This is a genomic window from Spirochaetota bacterium (assembly GCA_034190085.1).
GTDB lineage: Bacteria > Spirochaetota > UBA4802 > UBA4802 > JAFGDQ01 > JAXHTS01.
The window spans coordinates 16,541-40,243 of the sequence record JAXHTS010000085.1; the positions used below are offsets into that span (position 1 = coordinate 16,541).

Annotated in this window: 20 protein-coding genes, 1 tRNA gene and 1 pseudogene; 5 read left to right on the forward strand and 17 right to left on the reverse strand. The window is 37.9% G+C overall.

The features are described 5' to 3' along the window. Positions 1–390: 390 nt before the first annotated feature. The 13 genes from SVZ03_17460 to SVZ03_17520 form a co-directional block, all read right to left on the reverse strand. Positions 391–1,119, reverse strand: a complete 729-nt coding sequence (locus SVZ03_17460) for a UPF0280 family protein (protein MDY6935992.1) — start codon at positions 1,117–1,119, stop codon at positions 391–393. Between the two features lie 72 nt (positions 1,120–1,191). Further along, a complete protein-coding gene (locus SVZ03_17465; GenBank protein ID MDY6935993.1) occupies positions 1,192–2,382 on the reverse strand; it encodes a homocysteine biosynthesis protein in 1,191 nt (396 codons plus the stop codon). Positions 2,383–2,644: 262 nt separating this feature from the next. After that, positions 2,645–3,337 (reverse strand): leucyl/phenylalanyl-tRNA--protein transferase, encoded by a 693-nt coding sequence (gene aat / locus SVZ03_17470; GenBank protein ID MDY6935994.1) that lies wholly within the window; start codon positions 3,335–3,337, stop codon positions 2,645–2,647. A 3-nt stretch (positions 3,338–3,340) separates the two neighbouring features. Next, on the reverse strand, positions 3,341–5,575 hold the full coding sequence (gene clpA, locus SVZ03_17475) for an ATP-dependent Clp protease ATP-binding subunit ClpA (GenBank protein MDY6935995.1): 2,235 nt from the start codon (positions 5,573–5,575) through the stop codon (positions 3,341–3,343). A 113-nt stretch (positions 5,576–5,688) separates the two neighbouring features. After that, positions 5,689–6,012 carry an ATP-dependent Clp protease adapter ClpS gene (clpS, locus tag SVZ03_17480; GenBank protein ID MDY6935996.1) on the reverse strand — a complete coding sequence of 108 codons (324 nt, stop codon included), beginning with the start codon at positions 6,010–6,012 and terminating at the stop codon, positions 5,689–5,691. A gap of 386 nt (positions 6,013–6,398) precedes the next feature. Further along, positions 6,399–6,716 (reverse strand): cell division protein ZapA, encoded by a 318-nt coding sequence (locus tag SVZ03_17485; GenBank protein ID MDY6935997.1) that lies wholly within the window; start codon positions 6,714–6,716, stop codon positions 6,399–6,401. A gap of 60 nt (positions 6,717–6,776) precedes the next feature. Then, positions 6,777–7,559, reverse strand: a complete 783-nt coding sequence (locus SVZ03_17490; GenBank protein MDY6935998.1) for a hypothetical protein — start codon at positions 7,557–7,559, stop codon at positions 6,777–6,779. Positions 7,560–7,965: 406 nt separating this feature from the next. Continuing rightward, positions 7,966–8,868 carry a hypothetical protein gene (locus SVZ03_17495; GenBank protein ID MDY6935999.1) on the reverse strand — a complete coding sequence of 301 codons (903 nt, stop codon included), beginning with the start codon at positions 8,866–8,868 and terminating at the stop codon, positions 7,966–7,968. A 100-nt stretch (positions 8,869–8,968) separates the two neighbouring features. Beyond that, entirely contained in the window at positions 8,969–9,322 is a 354-nt protein-coding gene (rplT, locus tag SVZ03_17500) for a 50S ribosomal protein L20 (protein MDY6936000.1), read from the reverse strand. Positions 9,323–9,621: 299 nt separating this feature from the next. After that, a complete protein-coding gene (rpmI, locus tag SVZ03_17505; GenBank protein MDY6936001.1) occupies positions 9,622–9,819 on the reverse strand; it encodes a 50S ribosomal protein L35 in 198 nt (65 codons plus the stop codon). After that, a complete protein-coding gene (infC, locus tag SVZ03_17510) occupies positions 9,800–10,414 on the reverse strand; it encodes a translation initiation factor IF-3 (GenBank protein MDY6936002.1) in 615 nt (204 codons plus the stop codon). The genes rpmI and infC overlap by 20 nt, the downstream gene beginning before the upstream one ends. Positions 10,415–10,780: 366 nt before the next feature. Continuing rightward, positions 10,781–12,700 (reverse strand): threonine--tRNA ligase, encoded by a 1,920-nt coding sequence (gene thrS / locus SVZ03_17515; protein ID MDY6936003.1) that lies wholly within the window; start codon positions 12,698–12,700, stop codon positions 10,781–10,783. Positions 12,701–12,721: 21 nt separating this feature from the next. After that, a tRNA-Val gene (locus SVZ03_17520) sits at positions 12,722–12,795 on the reverse strand. Between the two features lie 249 nt (positions 12,796–13,044). On the opposite strand from SVZ03_17520, the pseudogene purH reads away from it, so the two are divergent. Beyond that, a pseudogene (gene purH, locus SVZ03_17525) lies at positions 13,045–13,623 on the forward strand (bifunctional phosphoribosylaminoimidazolecarboxamide formyltransferase/IMP cyclohydrolase). A gap of 16 nt (positions 13,624–13,639) precedes the next feature. On the opposite strand, the gene SVZ03_17530 reads toward purH, so the two are convergent. Continuing rightward, complete coding sequence (locus tag SVZ03_17530) at positions 13,640–14,167, reverse strand: cob(I)yrinic acid a,c-diamide adenosyltransferase (GenBank protein ID MDY6936004.1); 528 nt, start codon at positions 14,165–14,167, stop codon at positions 13,640–13,642. 72 nt (positions 14,168–14,239) lie between these two features. Beyond that, a complete protein-coding gene (gene tsaA / locus SVZ03_17535) occupies positions 14,240–14,725 on the reverse strand; it encodes a tRNA (N6-threonylcarbamoyladenosine(37)-N6)-methyltransferase TrmO (protein ID MDY6936005.1) in 486 nt (161 codons plus the stop codon). A gap of 313 nt (positions 14,726–15,038) precedes the next feature. Between tsaA and SVZ03_17540 the strand changes: the two genes are divergently transcribed. The 3 genes from SVZ03_17540 to SVZ03_17550 all read left to right on the forward strand — a co-directional run bounded on the left by SVZ03_17540 (position 15,039) and on the right by SVZ03_17550 (position 19,033). Next, a complete protein-coding gene (locus tag SVZ03_17540) occupies positions 15,039–16,667 on the forward strand; it encodes a glycerol-3-phosphate dehydrogenase/oxidase (protein MDY6936006.1) in 1,629 nt (542 codons plus the stop codon). Between the two features lie 153 nt (positions 16,668–16,820). Then, positions 16,821–18,461 carry an FAD-binding oxidoreductase gene (locus SVZ03_17545; GenBank protein ID MDY6936007.1) on the forward strand — a complete coding sequence of 547 codons (1,641 nt, stop codon included), beginning with the start codon at positions 16,821–16,823 and terminating at the stop codon, positions 18,459–18,461. Positions 18,462–18,559: 98 nt separating this feature from the next. Then, positions 18,560–19,033: a GNAT family N-acetyltransferase gene (locus SVZ03_17550; GenBank protein MDY6936008.1), complete on the forward strand. Its 474-nt coding sequence runs from the start codon at positions 18,560–18,562 to the stop codon at positions 19,031–19,033. A gap of 124 nt (positions 19,034–19,157) precedes the next feature. On the opposite strand, the gene SVZ03_17555 is transcribed toward SVZ03_17550, so the two are convergent. Together SVZ03_17555 and SVZ03_17560 are read right to left on the reverse strand one after the other, a co-directional pair. Beyond that, the gene (locus SVZ03_17555; GenBank protein MDY6936009.1) at positions 19,158–20,366 is read right to left on the reverse strand and encodes an acetyl-CoA acetyltransferase; all 1,209 of its coding nucleotides are present in this window, start codon (positions 20,364–20,366) and stop codon (positions 19,158–19,160) included. Positions 20,367–20,375: 9 nt separating this feature from the next. Then, positions 20,376–21,821, reverse strand: a complete 1,446-nt coding sequence (locus SVZ03_17560) for a 3-oxoacyl-[acyl-carrier-protein] synthase III C-terminal domain-containing protein (protein ID MDY6936010.1) — start codon at positions 21,819–21,821, stop codon at positions 20,376–20,378. Between the two features lie 573 nt (positions 21,822–22,394). Between SVZ03_17560 and sfsA the strand changes: the two genes are divergently transcribed. Then, positions 22,395–23,492, forward strand: coding sequence for a DNA/RNA nuclease SfsA (gene sfsA / locus SVZ03_17565; GenBank protein ID MDY6936011.1), 1,098 nt, complete (start codon positions 22,395–22,397; stop codon positions 23,490–23,492). Positions 23,493–23,703 lie beyond the last annotated feature (211 nt).

The following is a 23,703-nucleotide window of genomic DNA, read 5'->3' on the forward strand; positions in this document are numbered from 1 at the left end:
ATACTGAAGCCTCTTGTCATCGTATTTCACAAGATAACCCTTATGTGTATCAGCTAACTAAATTTTAATATGAGTTTTTCAAATAATTACATCCGTGTAATTATTTGAAAAACTAGTGTAGCTAAATTACCAATCCCTAGATTAATCCCTTTTCATCGATCCAGGATTGTGGCGCTTAATTGTAATAACATAAATTTTGAATAAATACATCCTTTTAATTTTTCAAAATTTCGATGCGCTATATTTATCTACCTAAGTATATATTAAAGGGCATTTTGGGAAAAATTCAATTAAAAAATATTTTATCTTTCCTTTTATGTCGCTATATCCGGGTATTAGTATCTTTGCACAATAAACAGGGATAAAGAGACAAAGCATACTAATTGGAAGTTAATAGGGATTTGCGAATTCCACATCCCCTTTGGCTGCTAACTTATCTCCATAAATCACAACCGCTCCCCTTACTTTACTAATGCTCATCGCATATTCAATCGCTGTCTCAATATTATCTTCTGCTGTTACCATATTGCACATGCCCGTGGCCACAGCGTCTGATAGGGCTGTATTGTATGAAATGATTGTGGCAGCATCTGCCCTCCCAAAGCTAATGGAGTGCCCAATTTTTCCAGATGATGTGCAGATACCCATTGGAGTTTCATCCGGATCAATTCTTATCCCAATCCTCCCCGAAAAGGGGGAATCACCTACATAAATTGATATTACAACCGGCTCAACTACCTTCAAGTAGATATCTCCCCCATTTTCTACTATGACCTCCTCTGATTGACCAAGCAACTCCATTCCAACAGACTCTGCAATTGCCCCTGCGACAGCAGCCATAGGGCCAACATTTGCGATCTCAGATGCGCTATACATGTTCTCAATAATTGCCGGAACACCCTCACACCTTGTCACAGGCTGTAAAGATGTTAAAAAACAATCCTGTCTCAGGATGTGTTCTCTTATTTCCTCTCTATTCTGTTCAACTATCCCTTTAGCATATTCAGAAAGATCCTTTCTCGCTCTAATAAAGAGATCTGTAGTTTCAACCCTTACTCCAAAACTCTTCCATCTCAATGTATTTGAATAATCTCTATAAAATCTATTACTAAACCTCATAAATATCACATATCGTTTAATAGGATAATTGCAGATACCTTCTCTTCTCTATTGTGTAAGAATATGGTATATTTAAAAAAAATCGCCTTTGAATTGCGCTGATGGAAGAAATATCTGAGGTGAGCCAAGACTAAAGCAACCTTCAGATATCCATCCTTTAAGTATATCTGCTATCTGCAAAGCCTTAGGATAACTGGAGAGCGGCGCAGTTGGTACTGTTTTTCCCATAATCTCAATTTTACCAGATTTTAGTTCAGCATAGCTGACCTCCCCTAATGATCTCTCAATGGCGTTTGGATAATCAGTTCCATAATCAACCACCTGGCAGTAGATATCGCGATCAGATATTCCAGTAAAGTAGGCCATCTCCTCGTTTACTATTGGAATGGGTATTCCGATTCCAACCATTAATGAACATCCATACCCTGTTAACGAGGCTCCCTTGATAAAATTTTGAGACATCCCCTTCATATCTCCAGTTACTGCAATTGTGCCGGCACCTTCCCTTACCATGCCATTTCCTCCCCTTTTTGCCAAAGGGGCATGTTGGGTGCCTCTCCAACTAACAACCCCAACCGTGCCTCCAAGAAAAATCTTTGTTCCAATACCAACAGTCCAGTAAAATGGATCGTTAAGGAGCGGGCTAAGTTGTCCAGCGCTTGAATAGGTTGCATTTCCCATATTTGGCCTTAGTATTCCCATATACGTATAGATCGTCCTATTAGATAGATTTACAGCACAATTATAATTCTGATAGGCATTCCTCGGATTATAGAGAAAAGCATCCCTCAAATCATTTATTTTCACTTCAGCATTATATTCCCTAAGCGGATAGCAATCGGTTCCATAACCCTTCACCTTAAGCTTGACCCTCCTACCTGAGATTAAATCCTCAATTACATGACCACCACCATATTTGAATCTTCCAGGATGGACTCTGTTTAAAGGATCATCCTCCTGTACCTGGGTGGCTCCAAGATAACAATCAACCGCTGCAATCCCTCCATAGGCATCCACATCATTAAACCACACCTTAGATGCCTTTATTTTTGGTTTTGTATGTCCAAAATTGATGAAAGCCCCAGAAGAACACATAGTCCCAAAGGTCCCTGTTGTTACTACATCAACCTTCTTATATGCATTTTTCGGACCTTCATCTGCAACGATATTAGTCATCTCTTCCGCATTGACTACCACAACGCTCCCTTCCCTTATCTTTTTGTTTATTTCATCCAAATCCCTCTTGATCCCTGATCCGCTCATCATATTCTCCAAAAGTGATACTTAATATTATTATAAATAGTCATACCTATTACGAATATAGCAAATGATAACCTACACCTCAATCAATGAAATTAATATATTCAATTAATTTACACCCTATATGGCGCTATCATATTGATATCAATTATCCATTTTGATTTTTTTTTATGTCAATTAAATTTAATGCTAAAAAAATAACAGCTCAACGAAATAGGCAGTCTAGATGGAATTTAATATCGGGAAGGATTTTGTGTATTCATCATTATGAATAAAAAAAAGGCATAGAACCCCAATTCCCTATTAACGTCTCAGATAGCAGCGCTTTATCTAAAATTTGGATAAACCTTGATCTCGGAATCATTCTTGCTCCAAGGCTGTGTAAATGATCTGTATATACCTGACAGTCAATGATAAATCTCAATTCCCCTAGTTTCCTAACAAGTGAGATGAAAGCTGCTTTTGATGAATTGCTGCAGTTTGAAAACATCGACTCTCCAAAAAAACACCGACCAAGTGAAACACCGTATAAACCACCGGCAAGCACACCATCCTTCCACGCCTCTATCGAGTGAGCATATCCCTGGTCATGGAGTTTGATATAGGCAGCCATCATTTCATCGGTTATCCATGTTCCAGGGTCTCTTCTCTTTGCGATCTTGCAGCCCTGGATTACATCATTAAAGCATAAGTCATATGTAATATGAAAGATCTCCCTCCTGAGAACTTTTCTCATGCTCTTTGATACAGCCAGCTCCTTGGGATATAATACAAACCGGGGATTCGGAGACCACCAGATGTAGGGATCGCCCTCAGAGAACCATGGAAAGATACCGCATCTATAAGCCTCTAGTAATCTTTCAGGGGAGAGATCTCCTCCAACCGCAAGTATCCCATTCTCTTCAGCAAGATGCACTGGCGGAAAGATATTCTCCTTCCCTAGCTTAAAGATCATTATTGTCTAATTATCCACAATAGTAATTTTTATATCATCATTCTCAACCTCAGCACGGGCATTCCCGCCATCAGTCAATCTACCAAAAAGCACCTCATCAATAAAAAAGCTCTTGATCTTATCCTGAACAAGCCTTGACACCTCTCTTGCGCCAAAATCCGGCGAATATGCCTTTTGAGCAAGCCATTCAAAGCACTCCTCTGCAACATCAAAGCTTATATTCTTCTCCTTCAATTGAAGGCTAAATTCAGCAATAGCCTTCTTTACAATTTTCTGAACAATCCGTTCACTCAAATCATTAAAGGTAACAACATCATCGAGACGGTTTCTGAACTCAGGGGAGAATATCCTCTCAACAGCCGATGATACTGCGTCATCCGAAATCCTACGCTCTTCAAAACCCAGCATATGCTTTCCTATCTCTCTCGTTCCGGCATTTGAAGTCATAATAATTATCACATTACGAAAATCAACCTTCTTGCCGCTATTCTCCGTTAGGGTGGCATAATCCATTATCTGTAGAAGGGTATTAAAAATATCCGAATGGGCCTTCTCGATCTCATCGAATAGAAGCACAGCATGAGGACTTCTCCTAATAGCATCCGTCAACAGCCCTCCCTCCTCATAGCCTACATACCCTGGAGGCGATCCTATTAGTCTTGCTACTGTATGCTTCTCCTGGTATTCGCTCATATCAAATCGGTGAAGAGCAATACCAAGAATTATTGAGAGCTGTCTTGTAAGTTCTGTTTTGCCTACGCCGGTTGGGCCTACAAAGAGGAAGGAAGCTATAGGTTTCTCTGGTTCACGAAAACCTGCGCGACTCCTCTTGATGGCCTCGCAAACACGCGAAATAGCCTGATCCTGGCCGAATATTATACCCTGTAGCTCTCTCTCAAGATTCTTAAGCCTATTGGTCTCTGTTGATGTTAAACTCTTTTCAGGTATCCTTGCTATCTTAGCAACAATCCTTTCAATATCAACCACCTCGATTGTCGTCTCTTCATCATCTACGCTATGCATCCGAACAAAAGCCCCTGCCTCATCAATCACATCAATCGCCTTATCTGGCAAATAACGGTCATTGATGTATTTAGCAGAGAGTTCAGCAGCAGCGTGTAGCGCTGAATCCTCATATTTTATCTTATGATGCTGCTCATATCTCTCCCTAAGACCCAATAGTATTTGAAATGTATCCTCAACAGTAGGCTCCATTATCTCAATCTTCTGAAACCGCCTGGAGAGGGCATGATCCTTTTCAAAGTGTTTCTTATAATCCTCATAAGTTGTGGAACCGATGCATCGCATCTCGCCAGAGGCCAATATCGGCTTCAATATATTTGAAGCATCCATTGAACCGCCCGAAACAGCGCCCGCTCCCACTATTGTATGGATTTCATCAATAAAGAGGATTACATGCTTCTCCTTCTTAAGCTCATTCAACACCTTCTTCAGCCTCTCTTCGAAATCTCCCCTATACCTTGTGCCAGCAAGGAGTGCCCCCATGTCCAGAGAATATATCTTTACATTTTTCAGCAACCTGGGAACTTCATCCTTCGCTATTAATTGTGCCAACCCCTCGGTTATAGCTGTCTTCCCTACCCCTGGATCCCCTACATGAATCGGATTATTCTTTAGCCTTCTGCACAAAACCTGAAGCGTTCGCTCAATAACATCCTCCCTTCCAATAAGAGGATCCATCACCCCGCTTCTGGCCTTCTCTGTAAGCTCATTGGTAAAAGCACGAAGGGCCTTGCTCTTACTCTCCCCCTCATCCCCATTATCCGTCTCTTCAGTCACAAATGAATCATCTGGAATTACAGGCACCCCATGGGATATAAAACTCAGAATATCCATTCTGTTTATGCCCTCTATGCTTAAAAAATAGGAGGCATAGGACTCCTTTTCGTCAAACATGGCAATAAAAACATCCCCAATGTCCAATTCATCCTTTTCTGCAGATGTTGTATGCCATATAGCTCTAGCCATCATGTTCTGAAATCCTACAGATTGGATTGGCTCAACATCCTGAACAGTTGGCACCCTTTGTGTAAAATGATCTACTATCATCTTCTTCATCTTACCGACATCCACCCCACAGGATTGAATAATTTTTCTCCCATCTTCAAAAAAAAGGGATGAGTATAATATATGCTCAGGAGTTAGATATTCATGATTCCTCATCTTTGCCTCATTGAAGGCCGCCATTAAGATTTGATTGAGCTGATCACTTATTTTCATAACACATCATCCTTTCATATATTTTTACCCCAATCTTTTATCACGAAAAAAACTCAACTAAATCTCCTACTTATCGCCCCAACCGCTAATAGAGGATATTAGGCCAATAAAACTCAAACCTTTTCATAGCTACATTTGAGTGGAAATTCACATTGCTTTGCTAATTGATGAACCTGGGTTATCTTGGTTAACGCTATATCATAGGTATATACCCCACAGATACCCTTTCCCTTCTTATGTATGTCTAACATTATTTTCGTTGCCTCAGCCGCACTTTTATGAAAAATCTTCATTAAAACTTCAACGACAAAATCCATTGTAGTATAATGATCGTTATGCATAATCACTCTGTACATACTCGGTTCTTTTAATTTATCCCTAGTATCTAACTGAGTAAATCCTTCATGTTGATCATTATATTCATTATTCTTAGACATGAAGATCCTCTTAATTCTTTCCCTTATTTAAGTCTATACTTTAAAACATCTCAATTATTTTTCAACAAATATATTTTTCATTTATTATAATTAGCCTTAACACATGTTGACAAAAAATTTTAGCAAAATAATGTATACACATCAGCATTAATGCCATTATATAAAGGTGCGAAGTTAGATTTTGAATATTATAGTTCTAAATCTATCCTTATAATCTCAAACATATAAGATCACCCTAGCAGTTATTATGGAGATAAAAAAGCAGCGCCTTGGTCACTCAAAGCTAAAATAGGAGTAAAATTCCTATTTGTTTATTGATTAGTAATTATGGGATAACTCATGGGGAAGTATTGAAATTGATGATTAAGAGCGGGAAAAAAGTCAACTCAAACTGGAACGGCATTTATATTAGAGAAAACATCGCCAATTAAGCCCTCATCCAACATGGATATTAAGGTTTTTGTCTTTCTCTCCAATTCATGCGTTATGTCACTCCTCATCTCTTGTAACTGAAAAAATTCATCAGCAATGTTTAAAGCTGCAAGAATTGCGATCTGTGCCAAGTTGCCACTGGAGACATTCTTGCTTACATCCCTCATCCTTCCATCAACATAGTCGGCTAATTGAAGAATATAATCAGGCAATGCATCCCCTTGAATATTATAGGTACTCCCATATATGGATACCTTCATTTTATTTTCCACTCATCCCTCCAATGACTAATAATATCTACACAACTCACATATTATTAGTTGCGAGAAAGATCATTTCGCATCGTCTTCAATAATTTGAAAATCATCATCTAAGTCAGAATCCAACTTCTCTTCTTCAATATTCCCTTGAGAAGATTCTGCATCATCTGTGGATTTCAGTTCCGATTCGTCTACAATAACCAAATCATCATCAACGTCATCAATTACTATTTCATCATCATCCTCTTCTAATAGAATGATATCATCATCATCATCATCATCTGATATAGATTCCACTAAAATGTCGTCATCATCCGTTTCATCATCAATAATAATAATATCCTCTTCCTCATCATCTAATACATCATCACCTTCACTTAACTCAACAGTCGCAACTTTAATATCACCATCTTTATTTGCATCCTCATCCTCGAGAGATTCCATTGTTTCATCTACTTCATCAATTTGGGCAACCTCATCAACTTCAGCTACCTCAACTTCCATCTCCGGTTCCTCTGATTTAGCAAATTCCTCTGGTTCAGGAGTTTGAGGCATAGGTGTTGACTCGTCAGATAAGACATCGAGCTTCGCCAATAGCTCAATTATTTTCTTCTCTAAAACATCTTCCCTTTCCTTAATCTCCTGTAACTCTTTAACTGCCTCATCCAACTCCTTCTGGAGTCGCACAACTTCCTGTTCCTTTTCTTCAAGGCTCAATTTTGCATCTTCTGCCTGGGCTTGCAAAGACTCATTATCTGCCTCGAGTCTCGAATTCTCCGCTCTTAAATCTCCGATTAATTGCAAAGCCTTGATAATTCGACTTTCAAGGTCTTCCAATTGTTGCATGGTTATCATTTTTTCTTCCTCCAATTATCTTCTATTCCTATAGTTACCCATTTGATAATGCCTCTACTTTTAGTGAAGGATTAGGAATTGACAGTTAATGCATTGGCATTAAAATTATAGTTATTATCTTTATTTTCGGTCATTCTAATAATAGAATTAAAACATAAAATAACCCATCCATGAGTTATTTTGGCATTTATTCAATGTTAATTAGAATAATTCCTCTAATTTAAACTGCCCTTTCTCTATCCTCCTAAAAACGACTATAACCCAAAGGATCAGTCCCCATGTCTCATATCAGGGAATAATATATCTCCCCTCCAGTTGAAATCATGTATAGGATGTGGCAATCCGTAAACCTCCATGATATTTGAAGCACCACTCAACTGATTATCAATTATTATTGCATAATATCCTAAAATTGCAAGCTAAAATCAAAACCGAAAATATCTTTTATATATTTTTTTTCTCTTACTGGATTTAATACATAATAGCATCCCAGGAATGATGATTCGATTAAAAAATACCTGCATCCAAAAAAGAATAATATCGGATCTATACTGCATCCTTCAATTGGAATATCAGCGCCTATCATGTTCTTATTTTTATATATTTTCCTTGAATAATAACAACCCATATACGGAATTATCGGATATACTATATCACTGTTTATTGCCAATGAAAATACTGTGAAATCATTTTTCAGTCTATTAGCTTCAAAAAATGTTTTATCTGATTGATAATTTAATCCAAATAATTTTGTATAGGTTTTCTTTTCAAAGGGATTCAAATATATTCCACTATAAAAGTCTTCATCATATGCCTGCCTAAAGACATAAAAGATATTTAAATGCAGATATATATTTTTCTTTACATCCAGTTGAATTACTGGACCAATCTTAATCTCATGATTACCCAATGAAAGATTTCTCCACTCTTCATTACTATAAGCATTCTTGCCTGTGGGTAGCCTGAATGAGCACAGGCAACCGAGATGAAGCAAATCATCATAGTAATCCCCGAGATAAACCCAGAGTTTAAAAAATGAATCGCCTAATTCATTACGGCTAGATTCATATATTCCTCTATGAAGGTATTGAATGGAGTACCATATTGAAAGGCTGGATATTATTCCTAATCCAAGATAAAAGGTTTCAATCCTGAAATCTTCCTCAATCCTATAGATTTCCTCCCTAAAGGCCAATTCTATCTCGCCTTCAGGTATAGTATTTATCGTCTCCAGAAAGGGCAAGGCGCCCTTTAATTCAGGGGTGAATAATAATAAATAAAAAAGCGTCAAACAGAGGACGCTTTCCATTAACATCACATTATTTTTCAATATATGTAATTAATTAATTAGGTCTTTATGCTTTGTGGTAATAAGTGGTTATAATCTTCACTACAATGATGATGAGATATTAAGCCCTCTCATTTATCCTATCAACGATCTTCTGAAATGCATTGAGATCACTCACAGCCAACTCAGCAAGCATCTTTCTATTTATTTTTATATCTACTGCCTTTAGGCCAGCAATTAATTTACTATAAGATATTCCGGATATCCTGGCGGCAGCATTTATTCTTATGATCCAGAGAGATCTAAAATCCCTCTTCTTCCTTCTTCTGTCTATATAGGAATTTTGCAGAGCCCTTCTTCTTGCATCCATGGCTGTTCTATATAGTTTACTCCTAGCGCCATAAAATCCTTTGACATCCTTTAAAACCTTTCTTCGCTTTCTTCTGTGTATTATCCCGCTTCTCGCCCGTGGCATAATATTTCCTCTTTGATATTGTTTTGATATTGCAAGTTATGCTGCTTCACAAATAAAAAATTGAAAATCCAAGTAATCTAATCAAACGATTTATTGTAATTTATTCTACAATAATAATACTATAACCTGTCAGCACTTAAATTCTCAAAACCAACATGATTAGGCAGTATACTTAACATTTACTAAAATATTAGACATTGAAAAATCAATCGAAATCCCAACATGCAGATGAAATCTATGGATACTATAGGTATTGTTTTCCAGCAATCAATAGCCTAAAATCAAACATCCATTAAAGATTAGCCATAAGGAAGCATTCTCTTAATTTTTTTCTCATCACTGGCAGCAACAATACTTGATTGTCGAAGTTTTCTCTTCCTATTTGAGGATTTGCTTTCAAGCAAATGGCTTTTATATGCATTAGCTCTCTTGATCCTTCCGCTTTTAGTCAACTTAAATCTTTTCTTTGCGCCCTTATTAGTCTTTATCTTTGGCACTTTCTACCTCACTACTATTAACTGATTGCTTCTTCTTTTTTTTACTTCCTGATGGCATAGGGCCAATGATCATTGTTATATTTCTACCCTCTTTTGACGGTTCCTTCTCAATCAAGGCAATTTCTTTAAAATCACTCCTAATATTATTCATCACCTCAAAACCTAGTTCTGAATGCACTATTTCACGACCCCTAAACATAATAGTGAATTTTACTTTATCACCGTTATCAATAAAACTTCGAGCATGTTTAATCTTATGTTCATAATCATGAGTATCAATCCCTGGTCTCATCTTAATCTCTTTTAGATGTACTATTTTCTGTTTTTTCTTAGAGGCCTTAGCTTTTTTTATCTGATCAAACTTAAACCTGCTGTAATCAATAGTCTTTACAACTGGGGGGTCCTGATCGGGCGAAATCTCTACTAGATCTAGGGAACTCTGTCTCGCAATCTCTAAGGCTTCTGTGAGGGGTATTATCTTAGGCCCCCCTTCTTGGCCTACAAACCTTACGTTTTTTGCTCTAATCTCCTCGTTAATCCTATACTTCTTCGATTTCTTTGAGCTACTTGTGCTTATAACGAACCTCCCTATAATATCGTATTATAAGTGCTATCTGCTTTTAGATTGCAGGATTATTTAACTGGATTTTTTTTTGATTAAACACTATGAATTAAAGTTAATATTGCTTATGAAAACAACAAAATTGATAATATGTTAATATAAAGCAACTATATTTCAAATACTTTTATAAAAATTCAACAAATTTTCAATAACTCCTGATCTGAACAAGCATTAACTAATGTTTTTATTAGATCATTGTTCTAAAGAAGATCATTTATATTTACACTATAATCCGCTGGCAAGGCACGAACAGATGTAACATCACCACGGTTAACTAAATACTGCTAATCGGGTTTATAATTCTCTGTTAGCAAAAGCATGATCTTCATGATTAACCCGCTAAATCCTACCCTTACTCTCTTCCTTAATTTTATTTATTAGCTCTTCAGTGTCAATTGAAGATGAATTGTTTTCCCCCCTCACCCTTAATGAAATAGTACCAGCTTCCAATTCCCTATTACCGATTACTCCAATATAAGGAATCTTCTTCGAAATCGCATCCCTTACCTTGTAAGTAATGGACTCGTCTCTCAAATCTGAATCAGCTCGAATCTCCTCAGACAACATTCTTTTGTTAAGGTTATATGTAAAATCCTTCTGTTCTTCATTCACATTTAACAGCATAATTTGAACAGGAGCCAGCCAAACCGGAAACTTGCCAGCATAATGCTCGATCAGAATTCCGATAAATCTTTCAAGGGAGCCCAGCAAAGCCCTATGTATCATAATCGGTCTATGTTTTCGCCCATCCTGACCAATATATGACAAATCAAAACGTTCAGGAAGATTAAAATCGACCTGAATTGTGCTGCACTGCCACTCCCTTCCTAGAGCATCCCTTATTTTTATATCTATTTTCGGACCGTAAAACACACCAGCCCCGGGATCTATTGAATAGGAGATATTATTCTTTTCTAATGCACTTTTTAGCGCTGTGGTGGCTAATTCCCAATTAGCCTCACTCCCTACCGATTTTTCAGGTTCAGTTGATAGATATACATTTCTCTTGTCAAATCCGAATATGCTGAGCATATAAAAGGTGAAATCCATCACTTCCATTATCTCATCTTCAACCTGATCCTCTGTACAAAAGATGTGAGCATCATCAACAGTGAATCCTCTGACCCTTGTTAACCCATGAAGCACTCCTGATCTCTCGTATCTATATACTGTCCCCATCTCAAAACACTTATAAGGCATATCTCTATAGCTTTTAATACTATTTGTATATATTTGTATCTGAGATGGGCAATTCATCGGCTTCAAGTAGTAATCCTGCTCATCAATCTGAATTGGCGAATACATATTTTCACTGTAGAAATCCAAATGACCTGATGTCTGATATAAATTCGCTCGTGCAATATGAGGCACATTAAAGAGTTTATATCCTCTCTTTAGATGCTCGTTAGTCTCAAATTTATCTATAATAAACCTTAAAACAGCTCCATTCGGATGCCATAAGGGAAGTCCAGTGCCAACATCATTGCTAAAAGAAAAGAGATCCAGTTCTTTGCCCAACTTTCGGTGATCGCGCTTTTTTGCCTCTTCAAGAAGATCGAGATGCTTTTTTAATCTCTTTTTATCCGGAAATGCTACCCCATAGATTCGCTGTAGCATCTTATTCTTTTCGTCACCACGCCAATAAGCGCCTGCAATGGAGAGCAATTTGAAGGTCTTGATATATGAAGTCCTTAAAAGATGGGGTCCCCTACAGAGATCGACAAACTCCCCTTGGCGATATACTGTAACAGCATCCCCCTCCATCTCCTCAATTAGCTCAACCTTATATGGCTCATTCAATGATTTAAAAAGATCAATCGCCTCAGCCTTGCTAAGTTCCTCACGGGATATCGCTAGATCCTCCTCATTGATCCTCTTCATCTCCGCTTCAATTTTATCCAAGTCCTCTGGTATAAAAGCCCTTTTAACATCAAAATCGTAATAGAATCCATTTTCAATAGCTGGCCCAATGGCCAACTTAGCATCTGGAAATATCCTCTTAACTGCCTGCGCCATTAAATGTGAGGATGAATGCCAAAAGGCATCCCTGCCCTCTTCAGAATCGAAGGTCAGCACATCGATGGAAGCATCTGAGTCTACGATGAATGAGAGGTCAACGAGATTATCGTTGATTCTCGCTACTAATGCCTGCTTCTGGAGTCCCTGTCCAATTTTGCCAGTAATATGATAAACCGATAAGCCATCACTTACTGTCATGATAGAGGAATCAGGTAGAGCTATTTGTATCTGATCACTCAAAGATTTCTCCTAAAAAAATTTTGGGCGATGTCGGAGTTGAACCAACGACCTCCTGCGTGTCGAGCAGGCACTCTAACCAACTGAGCTAATCGCCCCTTTCGATTATCCATTGAAACAAAAATAATTTCGATTTTAGTTAATGTCAAGATAAAACCAGAAGATATGACGCAAATTACTATAACCTCCCTATTAGCCCGAAAATTAACTCCCCTATAGCCATATAAACGATCATTTCTCATAAATTACTATATTTTACTTTACTTTTTTCTTATTTGTTACAAATTATGTTGCCCATAACAATAAAAGACAAATCACACCTGATGATTATATGAGTCGGAGAGTGAATCATGAATATCAAGAGAGCATTAATAAGCGTTTCTGATAAAAATGGAGTTGTTGATTTCGCAAAGGAGTTAATTACCTTTGGAGTCAAATTATTGTCCACTGGCGGAACAGCAAAGACTTTGCGTGAATCTGGCCTTGAAATAATGGATGTCTCAGAATACACTGAATTTCCCGAAATGCTTGACGGGAGGGTTAAAACCCTTCATCCAAAAATTCATGGCAGCCTCTTGGGTGTAAGATCAAATCAGGAACATGCTAATGTAATGAAGGACCATGGCATTATGGAGATTGATATGCTAGTGGTAAATCTCTACCCTTTTAAGGAAACTATCTCAAAAGAAGGTTGCACATTGGCTGATGCAATCGAGAACATTGATATTGGTGGACCTGCTATGCTCCGCTCCGGTGCTAAAAATTGTGAAAGTGTAACCGTTGTTATTGATCCCTCAGATTACAATATGATTATTGATGAGATGAAGAATAATCGAGGAGCAATCTCAAAAGAGACAAACTTCAAACTTGCGGTCAAGGTCTTCGAGTGCACATCCAATTATGACAGAATGATTGCCCAATACCTGAAAGACAGGTTATAGACTATATCTCAATTCCGATTCTGGCTAGTACACCTTTGTTATAATAGTGTTTAATCTCTTTCATCTCAGTAACAAGATCACAGATATCGATTATTTCCTGTGTTGCCCCCCTTCCTGTTAAGACTAGCTCTTTATTTTTTGGTCTTCTCCGAATGATTTCTATTATTTTATCCATTGCAACCATCTTAAATTGAAATGCTGTCACTATCTCATCAAGTATTATAATTGAAAATCTATCATCATCAATTATTTCATGAGCACGGACTAATCCATCCTGGCATAACCTATAATGTTCATCATAGCTTTCATCATCAACCCTGCAAAGCTTTTTGCTACCATATTGCTCGATTTGGATCAGACCGCTAAGTTTTTCTATTGAATTTAACTCATTATAATGCTGTCCCTTCATAAACTGAATGATTATTGATCTAAGCCCTGCACCCGCCGCCCTTAATGTCAGCCCCAAGGCTGCTGTAGTTTTGCCCTTCCCATTTCCTGTATATAGATGTGTGTACCCTTCTTCTAACATGAATCGTTTTCTCCTTATTTGTGATGAATAACCTGTGTCAATAGCATAATCGAGTTATCCCAAATATGGGATTTATACCGCAAATCTTCCGTCATCCCTTGCTGAATGGATTTTATGTATATTTTTCTCGAGCCAACCGATTTTCGTCCCTTCCCGTTTGTCAAATTCCGGCACATAGGGCTTTATATCCAAATGAGGCGTTTCATTTAATATATCAACATCCTGTATGTAGAGGATTTTTCCTTCAAGCCTCACTATACGCACAATCGATATGCCAATAGGATTCGGTCTACTCGGGCTTCGTATTGCAAAAATTCCATGTTCCTCCTTGTCCAAAAAGGGCTCTGCTCTTAAGGAATATTTAATAGATAGATGAAAGTGATATATTAAAAAGACATGAGAAAAGCCCTCAATATCTTTTAATCCTTCAGCATATTCAGAGAATATTTCCACCCTTCCTTCAATGCCCTTGGCTACAGCTGATTGTATTGGTGTCCCCTTGACCTCAATAAAAGGAGAATGGATCAATCCTATTGGCTTGTATACTATTTCATCCAAAATGTATCCTTATTCATTACCCTAAGTTTGCCATTAATAATTTATTATGATATGAATTCTAAAATTATTACTTCCATAGCAATTATATCATGTAAATTAAAATTTTTATAATATTATACCCTTCTATCCAATTATTACACTAATGAATAATTCACTAGCTTTTTACTAATTACAGTTAATGGTTGACATATCTTAAAAGTTTTATAATTTATCTGAATATAAATATCCACAATTTAATATAATGGCAAGCTTGAGAATATAAAAATATCTTTTAATATTTTATTTCTACTATTATAATTTAACGAGGATAGCCATGAACCGTTTTATCGAAAATTATCATAAAGAAGAGTTTGACATTATAATTATTGGAGGGGGAATAACAGGTGCAGCGGTCGCATACGATGCATCACTTAGGGGACTAAAGGTTGCCCTACTGGAGAAGGATGATTTCGGGGGAGCGACATCTGCTGCTACCTCAAAGCTCATACATGGAGGATTGAGATACCTAAATAATTTCGAGTTTTCCCTTGTTCGTGAATCCCTGAGAGAGAGGAGGTATTTGGAAAATATTGCCCCTAATTTTGTATACCCCCTACCATTTATGATTCCACACTATAATGGCTTCAATTCCAACAAATGGCTCATAAAGACAGGGCTCAACATCTATGATCTGCTCTCCTATGATAGGAAATGGACGTGGGATAAGACAAAAAGATTACCCAAACACCAATCAATGTCAAGGGAAGAGGCTTTAGAGGCTGAGCCCAATGTCATTGCTAAGGGATTGACTGGGGCCTCTATATATTATGATTGCCAAAGCATCTCTCCTGAAAGACTCACGCTATCTTTTATAAAGTCCGCATTAAGACATGGAGCCAAGGTATCAAATCACGCCAAGGTTCATAGTTTTATTTATTCGGATGAGAAAAAAATTGAAGGTGTTAAGGTTATTGACCAGCTTAACAATAAAGAAATAGAGATGAAAGGGCGATTAACCATAAATTGCGGCGGCCCCTGGGCAGATATCATACTGAATATCGCTGAACATGGAGAATCCCAACATCACATAAAGAGATCCGAGGGAATACATCTGATAACAAATAAACTTGTTAATCAACATGCTGTTGTGCTCATGCCAAAAGATGGAAGACATTTCTTTCTCATCCCCTGGAAAGGGCATTCTCTTATAGGCACAACAGATAAGGAATATATTGGAAATCCCGACAATTATAGGGTTACACAGCATGGTATTGAAGACTTCATAGGAGAGATAAATAAATCCTTCGGTAATGTGAAGCTGGCTTACAACGATATTAAATTTGCTTATGGGGGTCTTAGACCAATTATTGATGACCAGACCGAAGGCACATATGATTCATCGAGAAAATACGAGATTTACGATAATGCAGTGGATGGCTTTGAGGGGATAATCACTGTAGAGGGGGGGAAATACACAACCAGTAGAAATTTAGCGGCCAATACAATGAAAATTGTTGAGAAAAAAATAAACAGATCTATTGGAAAATCGCAAACAGAAAAAAGATATTTATATGGTTGCGAAATAAGAGATATTTCATCTTTTCTAAAAACAATTAAAACAGAAAATAATGATTATAATGAAAAGACTATGGAATATTTAGGAAAGGATTTCGGCACTGAATCTAAAGAGGTTTTAAAAATTGCGCGATCAAACAGAGAGTATGCTGAAGTGATAAACGAAGATAGGGAGATACTGGCAGAAGTCGTATATTCAGTTAGAAACGAAATGGCTAGAACCCTAAAAGATATCTTATTTAGGCGAACCAGCATAGGCCAATTAGGTCACCCTGGGCATAGTGTTTTACAAAGGATCGCAAAAATTGCGGCTGAAGAGCTTAATTGGGATGACTCTAAGTTACAAAAAGAGATATCAGATGCAGACAAAGCCTTAAGCCTTCCCTAAATAAAAAATCAATCCCTTAGTCTCATAGACATCATTTGCCAATGCAAATAATTAAGAAGAGAGAATTGCCCTTTGATACATATTATCCATTTATGGAAATGATATTTCATTCCACTGCGTCTCAGTCAAATTGTATAATATCTGGAGGAGGAGATGAACAATAAAAGCTATAGAAATATTTTTAAATGGGGAAATCCTACTCATGAAGAGATCTTTGATAAGGAGATGCTTGAATTTATCAAAAGAGCCTTTAGTCTTAGCGATTCAGATATTGAAGAAGTATTTCTTCCTGGCCATGACGAGGTTAAACTAAAAAAGAAGAGCAGATTAACACCAACAGTAATTAATGGACTAAAGAATATAGTTGGAGAAAATAATGTCAGTTTGGACGATTTCGATAGAGCTTATCATTCCTATGGCAAGGCCTACATCGATCTATTAAAGTTAAGACTTGGGAAAATAGACAATCCTCCTGATGTAGTTGTTTATCCCCGTTACGAGGATGATATCATAAAGATACTACAGATATGCAACAAAGGCAGAATACCCATTACTCCATTTGGGGGGCACTCCTCTGTTACCAGAGCGATTGAAACACCAAAGAGGGGCATATCTCTGGATATGACACGCTATATGAACAAGGTTATAAAAATAAATGAGGTTAATCACACTGTGTCAGTGCAGCCAGGCATTACAGGGCCAGCACTTGAAGAATATCTCAACAATCACGGAGAGGGGTATACATGCGGACATTTTCCACAATCTTTTGAATACTCAACAGTCGGTGGATGGGTATGTACCAGGGGAGCGGGTCAGGCTTCGACAGGATATGGAAAGATCGAGGACATTGTACTATCAATGAGGATGGTTACACCAAAGGGTATAATTACAACAAAAGACTACCCCGCTGCTGCATTAGGCCCTGATATTGATGAAATCCTAATAGGCTCTGAGGGCACATTTGGGATTTTAACTGAAATAACTTTGAAGATAAGAAAATATCTCCCTCACAACACTGGACTATCATCCTTTATCTTTAAAGACTTCCCTTCCGCCATTATAGCAATGAGAGAGGTTATGCAGGGACAATTCGGCAAGCCTTATATCTTTCGAGTCTCAGATCCTGAAGAAACAGACATCTCCTTTGAAATGAAGGGTGAGAGCGGGAAGATCAGCGATAGGATACTCCAATTCCTAGGATACAAACCGATGTCACGCTGTTTAATGTTTATCAGCGTTGAGGGTGATCATGATTATACAAGGTTCGTAATAAAAAAGATTAAAAAAATTGCTCGGAAGAACGGCGGTTTCAGTATCGGCTCATCCCCTACAATTAAGTGGCTCAAGCAGAGATACACAAGCTCATATCTGCGAGATCCCCTAATGGATATTGGAATAATGACAGACACACTGGAGACTGCGGTAACATGGGAAAATCTCCTCCCACTCTGGAACTCCGTTAGAAAATATATCAAGAGAAGACCCAATACCCTTTGCATGACTCATCTTTCCCATTGCTATGAAAACGGGGCAAATCTCTATTTTACGTTCCTCTCAAAGATGAACAAAAACAACAATATAGATGATTATAAAAAATTTCAAAAGGGTATAATAGACAAAATTCATGTTAGCGGTGGATCACTATCTCATCATCATGGTATAGGCAAGATGTTCTCTCCCTGGATGAAGCTGGAGATCGGGGATATTGGATTGGGATTACTTCAAGCTATAAAAAACTACTTTGATAATAAAGGCATTATGAATCCCGGAGGAACCCTTGGAATGAAAAATTGAACACTCTTCTCCTCCTGTTCACAACTTAAATACAGAAAGGGATCAATTCCCACTAAGATATTATTGATGAACTAAATTATTTCATCAGATATTAGCATATGGCTATTATAAAATTATTAAGCAGATGCCCTGATTATGCACCAATCCTTGCCTTCTGGTCTTACAGAGAATGGTATAGAGGTAGAAATATCGACTTTGATATCATTATTAAATCCTATAAAAATAGAACTAATGAGAGATCAATGCCTATCAGCTGGGTTGCTATAGACGAAGGAATTCCAGTAGGGATGGTATCCCTTAAAGAGAATGATCTTTGGAATCGCAAAGATATCAATCCATGGCTTGCTTCCCTATATGTTTTGCATGAATTTCGAAATCGCGGGATAGGCACAATGCTTATTAATTCCGTAATAGATAAAGGGAAAGAACTCGCCATCAATACACTATTTCTCTTTACTTCAATTCCTGATGAATCGAACCTAAAATTGTTCTACTCTCGTAGGGGATGGAGATTTAAAGAAGCATCAATTGGCAATTATGGAGAGCCAATAAGAATATTTTACTATATATGATGTAATTTGATGAATATAAAAAACAACTCCCCATCAGTCGCAGATTGGATTAGGGAGTTGTTTTTTATGCTAAGTAATTATTATTCGCCTTATTGAGGCTATCCGGCTAATAATCTGGTATAGATTATAATCCAATAATATTGATGCTAACAACATTATTTATTGGCATGCCTCCTAAATTATGAGTTAACCCAAACTTTGGATCCGGTACCAGCCTCTCTTCCGGCCATCTTCTTAACAATTGATTATACATCTCATAAAGCATCCTCAATCCAGATGCCCCAATAGGATGGCCAAAACACTTGAGTCCTCCATCGCTCTGGCATGGAATTCCACCACCCTTGAGGTCATAGAATCCGTTGAGGATATCATCTACTGCTCCTCCCCGTGGGGATAGCTGAAGATCCTCATAGGTGCTCAACTCTGTTATGGAGAAACAATCATGAACTTCAAACATACTTATCTCTTTTCGGGGGTCCGTTATTCCTGCTTCCTCATAAGCCTTTATGGCCCCCCTTGAAGTAGTCATTATGCTAGCCCCATCATACTCGTTGCATAATACTTCTTCTCCTGAACTTACCGCAATTTGCAGAGCCTTAACCTTAACAATTTCCTGATTTTTCTTGATGCTCTTGGCTATCTCTGGTGTTGTTACTATCGCAGCAGCAGCCCCATCACTCACTCCACAGCAGTCAAATAATCCCAGCGGATATGAAATCATGGGGGCAGCTAATATCTGTTCCTTTGATACCGCTTTTTGTAAATGTGCTTTAGGATTTAAAGACCCATTTTGATGACTCTTCCAGGAAATATGAGCCATCGCTTCCTTCAACCTTTCCATAGGAACTTCATATTTAGCCTCATAACCGGAGGCTAATTGAGCGAACATTCCAGGGGCTGACATGTTTGGACCGATTACTGTTGAAAGTGTTCCGCCAAAACCGCCAGCCATTGGCAATCCGCCATATCCAGTATCCTTAGTCTTCTCAACCCCCATAGTTAGAACAATATCATACACTCCAGAGGCTACTGCATAGCAGGCTCCCCGAAAGGACTCACTGCCAGTTGCGCATGCATTCTCAACACGGGTAACCGGAATAAATGGCAACTTCAATGTTCTAGCCACAGGCAACGCTGTGCCACCCATACCGAATTCAGGCATACAGCTTCCTATCCAACAAGCATTTATATCCTTCTTTTCTATTCCTGCATCTTCAAGACATTCTACATAGGCCTCTACAAGCATGTCTTCTGCGGAAGAATCCCATCGCTCGCCAAAACTGCTGCAACCCATTCCTAAAATAGCAACTTTATCTTTAATACTACCCATAATTACACCCCCTTATTTAGGTACTGCTTTCCAAAAATATATTGTTAAGTCTCGTTTTTCATCATAGTATACAATACGAAAGCTAAATTTCATAGGCATCCCTACGGCAATTGATTCCAATGTGCAATCAGTAAAACTCATTGTAAACCTGCCGCCGCCATCAAAATCGATGTTTCCATATAGCTGCGGAGGATCCATTGATGCTGCAAGGTTATCTCCAGTATAACTGAAAATTTTACCAGTTTTATCAGCAAAATTATAATCTTCCATCTGATCAATAGCTCCGCATTCTGGATTTGCGCAAACCTGTTGTGGCGGCAATTGTGGTGTCCCGCACTTCTTGCATTTGCTGCCAATGAATCCCAATATTGTCTTCCTGTTTCTCCAATTCACTGACCATCGAGCCCAAACATCTTCCTCTCCCCTCAAGCCTATGTCCGCGTCAATAATGCCTCTCCAGGTAAGATATTTCTCATACCTATCCAATTCAGCCTTGTTGGCCAAGCTTCCTGAAACTCCTGTCCTTGCAGATAAGTTCTTTATATTATTAGTCACCTCAAAGCAAATAGCATCGCAACCACTTCCAAAGCTAACAACTAAAAGCTTATCCCCAGGATTAGCGTCCTCTAAAGCCTTTGCCAGCATCACCATCGGTTGAGCTGTTCCCATCTCTCCAACCTCTCCCAACATGGTATCCTGAACCCTACCATCACCCAATCCAAACATCTTTGCCAGTTTTTGATGTTCGCGAGCATAATAACAGGGATAGATCACCTTGGCAATATCATCCATCTTCATATTGCACTTATTCAACAAACCATTAACGACTTCAGGAATAAACTTATCAAATCCCTCATCCCTGATCCATCGATCTTCCCACTGTCGATCAAATTTTGCAAAACTGCCTCGATAATGATCAACGAAATCACATGATAGAGAATATGAACCCTTATATTCAGCAATCACGTCCTTATCGCTAACCAAAAAGGCAGCAGCGCCATCGCCCATTATGAGTTCCTGCGGACTCCCCATTTTACCCAAACGACAATCAGAGGCACAGACAACCATATCTTTGGTTCCATTGGATGAGACTGCCTCAATTGCGGATATCAAGGCCGTTGTCCCAGACTTGAGTGAACCGGCAAAATCTGCTGTCCTCACATTATCATTCATTCTTAATGCACCTGAAATAATGCCAGCGTTCTGTCTCTCCTTATAGGGAAATGTTGTTGAAGCGAAATAAACACCACCCATTTCGGATGGATTAAAACCACCGATACAATCCAAACTTGCAGCCACTGCCATGGTAAGAGAATCTTCATCAACATTAGCCACAGCCTTCTCACCGCGTGCATACGCCATATTAGCCTGATTAATCCAACCCATGCTCTTAAAAATCGTACCGCGGTTCAACCTATAGCGAGGAATATAACCTCCATATGAACGTATTCCAACCATACTAACCTCCTTTTATTGTATTCGATCTAACCTTACCGTAAAACAGTTATTGACAAGACTAATCATTCTCAATATGAAATCATTCAAATGCATACTATCTTAATCATTAATAACAACTGAACTACGTGACTGTTAAATCTTATATAATACTTGGCAAGCACAAAATATTTAATATTAAATATGCAGGATTTAATTATTTTTATTATTGATTGTTAATTATCCAAGGACTTTTATTAAAATTACAGACAATGGGAATTAGAGGGATTGTCCTTTTTGTTGGAATTTAGGATAGGGGTATTCTTGTGTCAAGTATAAAGTGCTACAATTTTCAGGAATATCATAATACTCCATTTTATTATTACTCAATCCTTCAGGGGATTCAATTTCTATTTTAATAAGCAAGCCTAATGTTGAAATCCTTTTGCAGTCTTTTCACACCTAACCAATATTATTGTAGCTACCCAAAGTTATGAGATATTCTTGATTTTTATGATATGAACAAATATGCTACATTAATTAAAACATGGATAGATTTCAACTTCATACTTAAATAACAGAACCCCCTAGAATAATATGGTTAATGATAACTACATTGAAGCCAAATTTATAATAAGATTGAACCGCTTTGTAGGTATAGTAGATATTGATGGCAATCATTGTTCTGTTTACATACCGAATACCGGCAGGCTTTCTGAATTGCTGCACCCTGGAAGGAGAGTAATGCTAATACCCTCTTCAGGCAAACACCCATACAGACTACAGTATGTGATATACAAGGACAAGCCAATATTTATAGATTCAATAACCAGCAATCGTATATTCTACGACCTCCTCACAGAGAAGAGGGTCCCAATGCAAGGGGACTATGATTCAATTACCAGAGAACCATGCTTTAGAGATCATCGATTCGATTTTTCTCTATCCGAAAACTTATCAGGGGACAGGGATAAACTCTTTATTGAGTTAAAATCAGTTACCCTGGCATGGGACAATACAGCTTCCTTCCCCGATGCACCTACCATCAGGGGTGTGGAACATATCAGGGCATTATCCCATAGCGGGAAGGGAATGCTTGTCTTCCTTATCTTTCATAGCAATATTGACTATTTTATTCCAAACTATCATACTGACTTTGAATTCTATAAAACACTGGTGGATCATAAAGAGAATATTCAAATATCTGCTTTCTCTGTAGAATATGGGGTTAATCTTGATATTAATGGATTAAAGGAGGTTGAAATCATATTACCCCATGTTAAGCCCTCAGGCTCTTATCTCCTCATCTATAGCAACTCAAGTTGTAGGATTGCGGATGTGGGGCATTTAGGAGGAATATCCTTTCCAGAGGGATTTTACATATATGTTGGTAGCGGAAAAAAGAATCTCTTCAAAAGGATAGAATACCACAGAAGAAATAGCGTAAAAAAACACTGGCATGTGGATTATATAAAAAATCATTTCAAACTTATTATGGATATTCCAATCGTAACTCATAGAGATATTGAATGCATTCTTGCTGAAAGGATAATAGAATTAGGAGGGAAGGGAATAAAGGGATTTGGCTCATCCGATTGCAGATGTAATAGTCACTTCTTTTTCTTTGCAAGCAATCCCCTATACAGCGAAGACTTCTGGGATATGATTCTTGAAGAAAGGCTGTCAATTCTTTAGCAGGCAATAGCTTGATACTACAAGTGACATCAATTCACTTTATAATAATTCCTTGAATAGTTCAGTGCATGGACACAGCTTACAAACGTTAAACCGCAGCTGGAAAATCCAGCTGCGGTTTAACGATGGTGGTTTTATATGATCGATCGATTATCTGACAACATACTCTTCGAGTGTAGGTATTTCAGAACCAGAAACAACTACTCTTAGC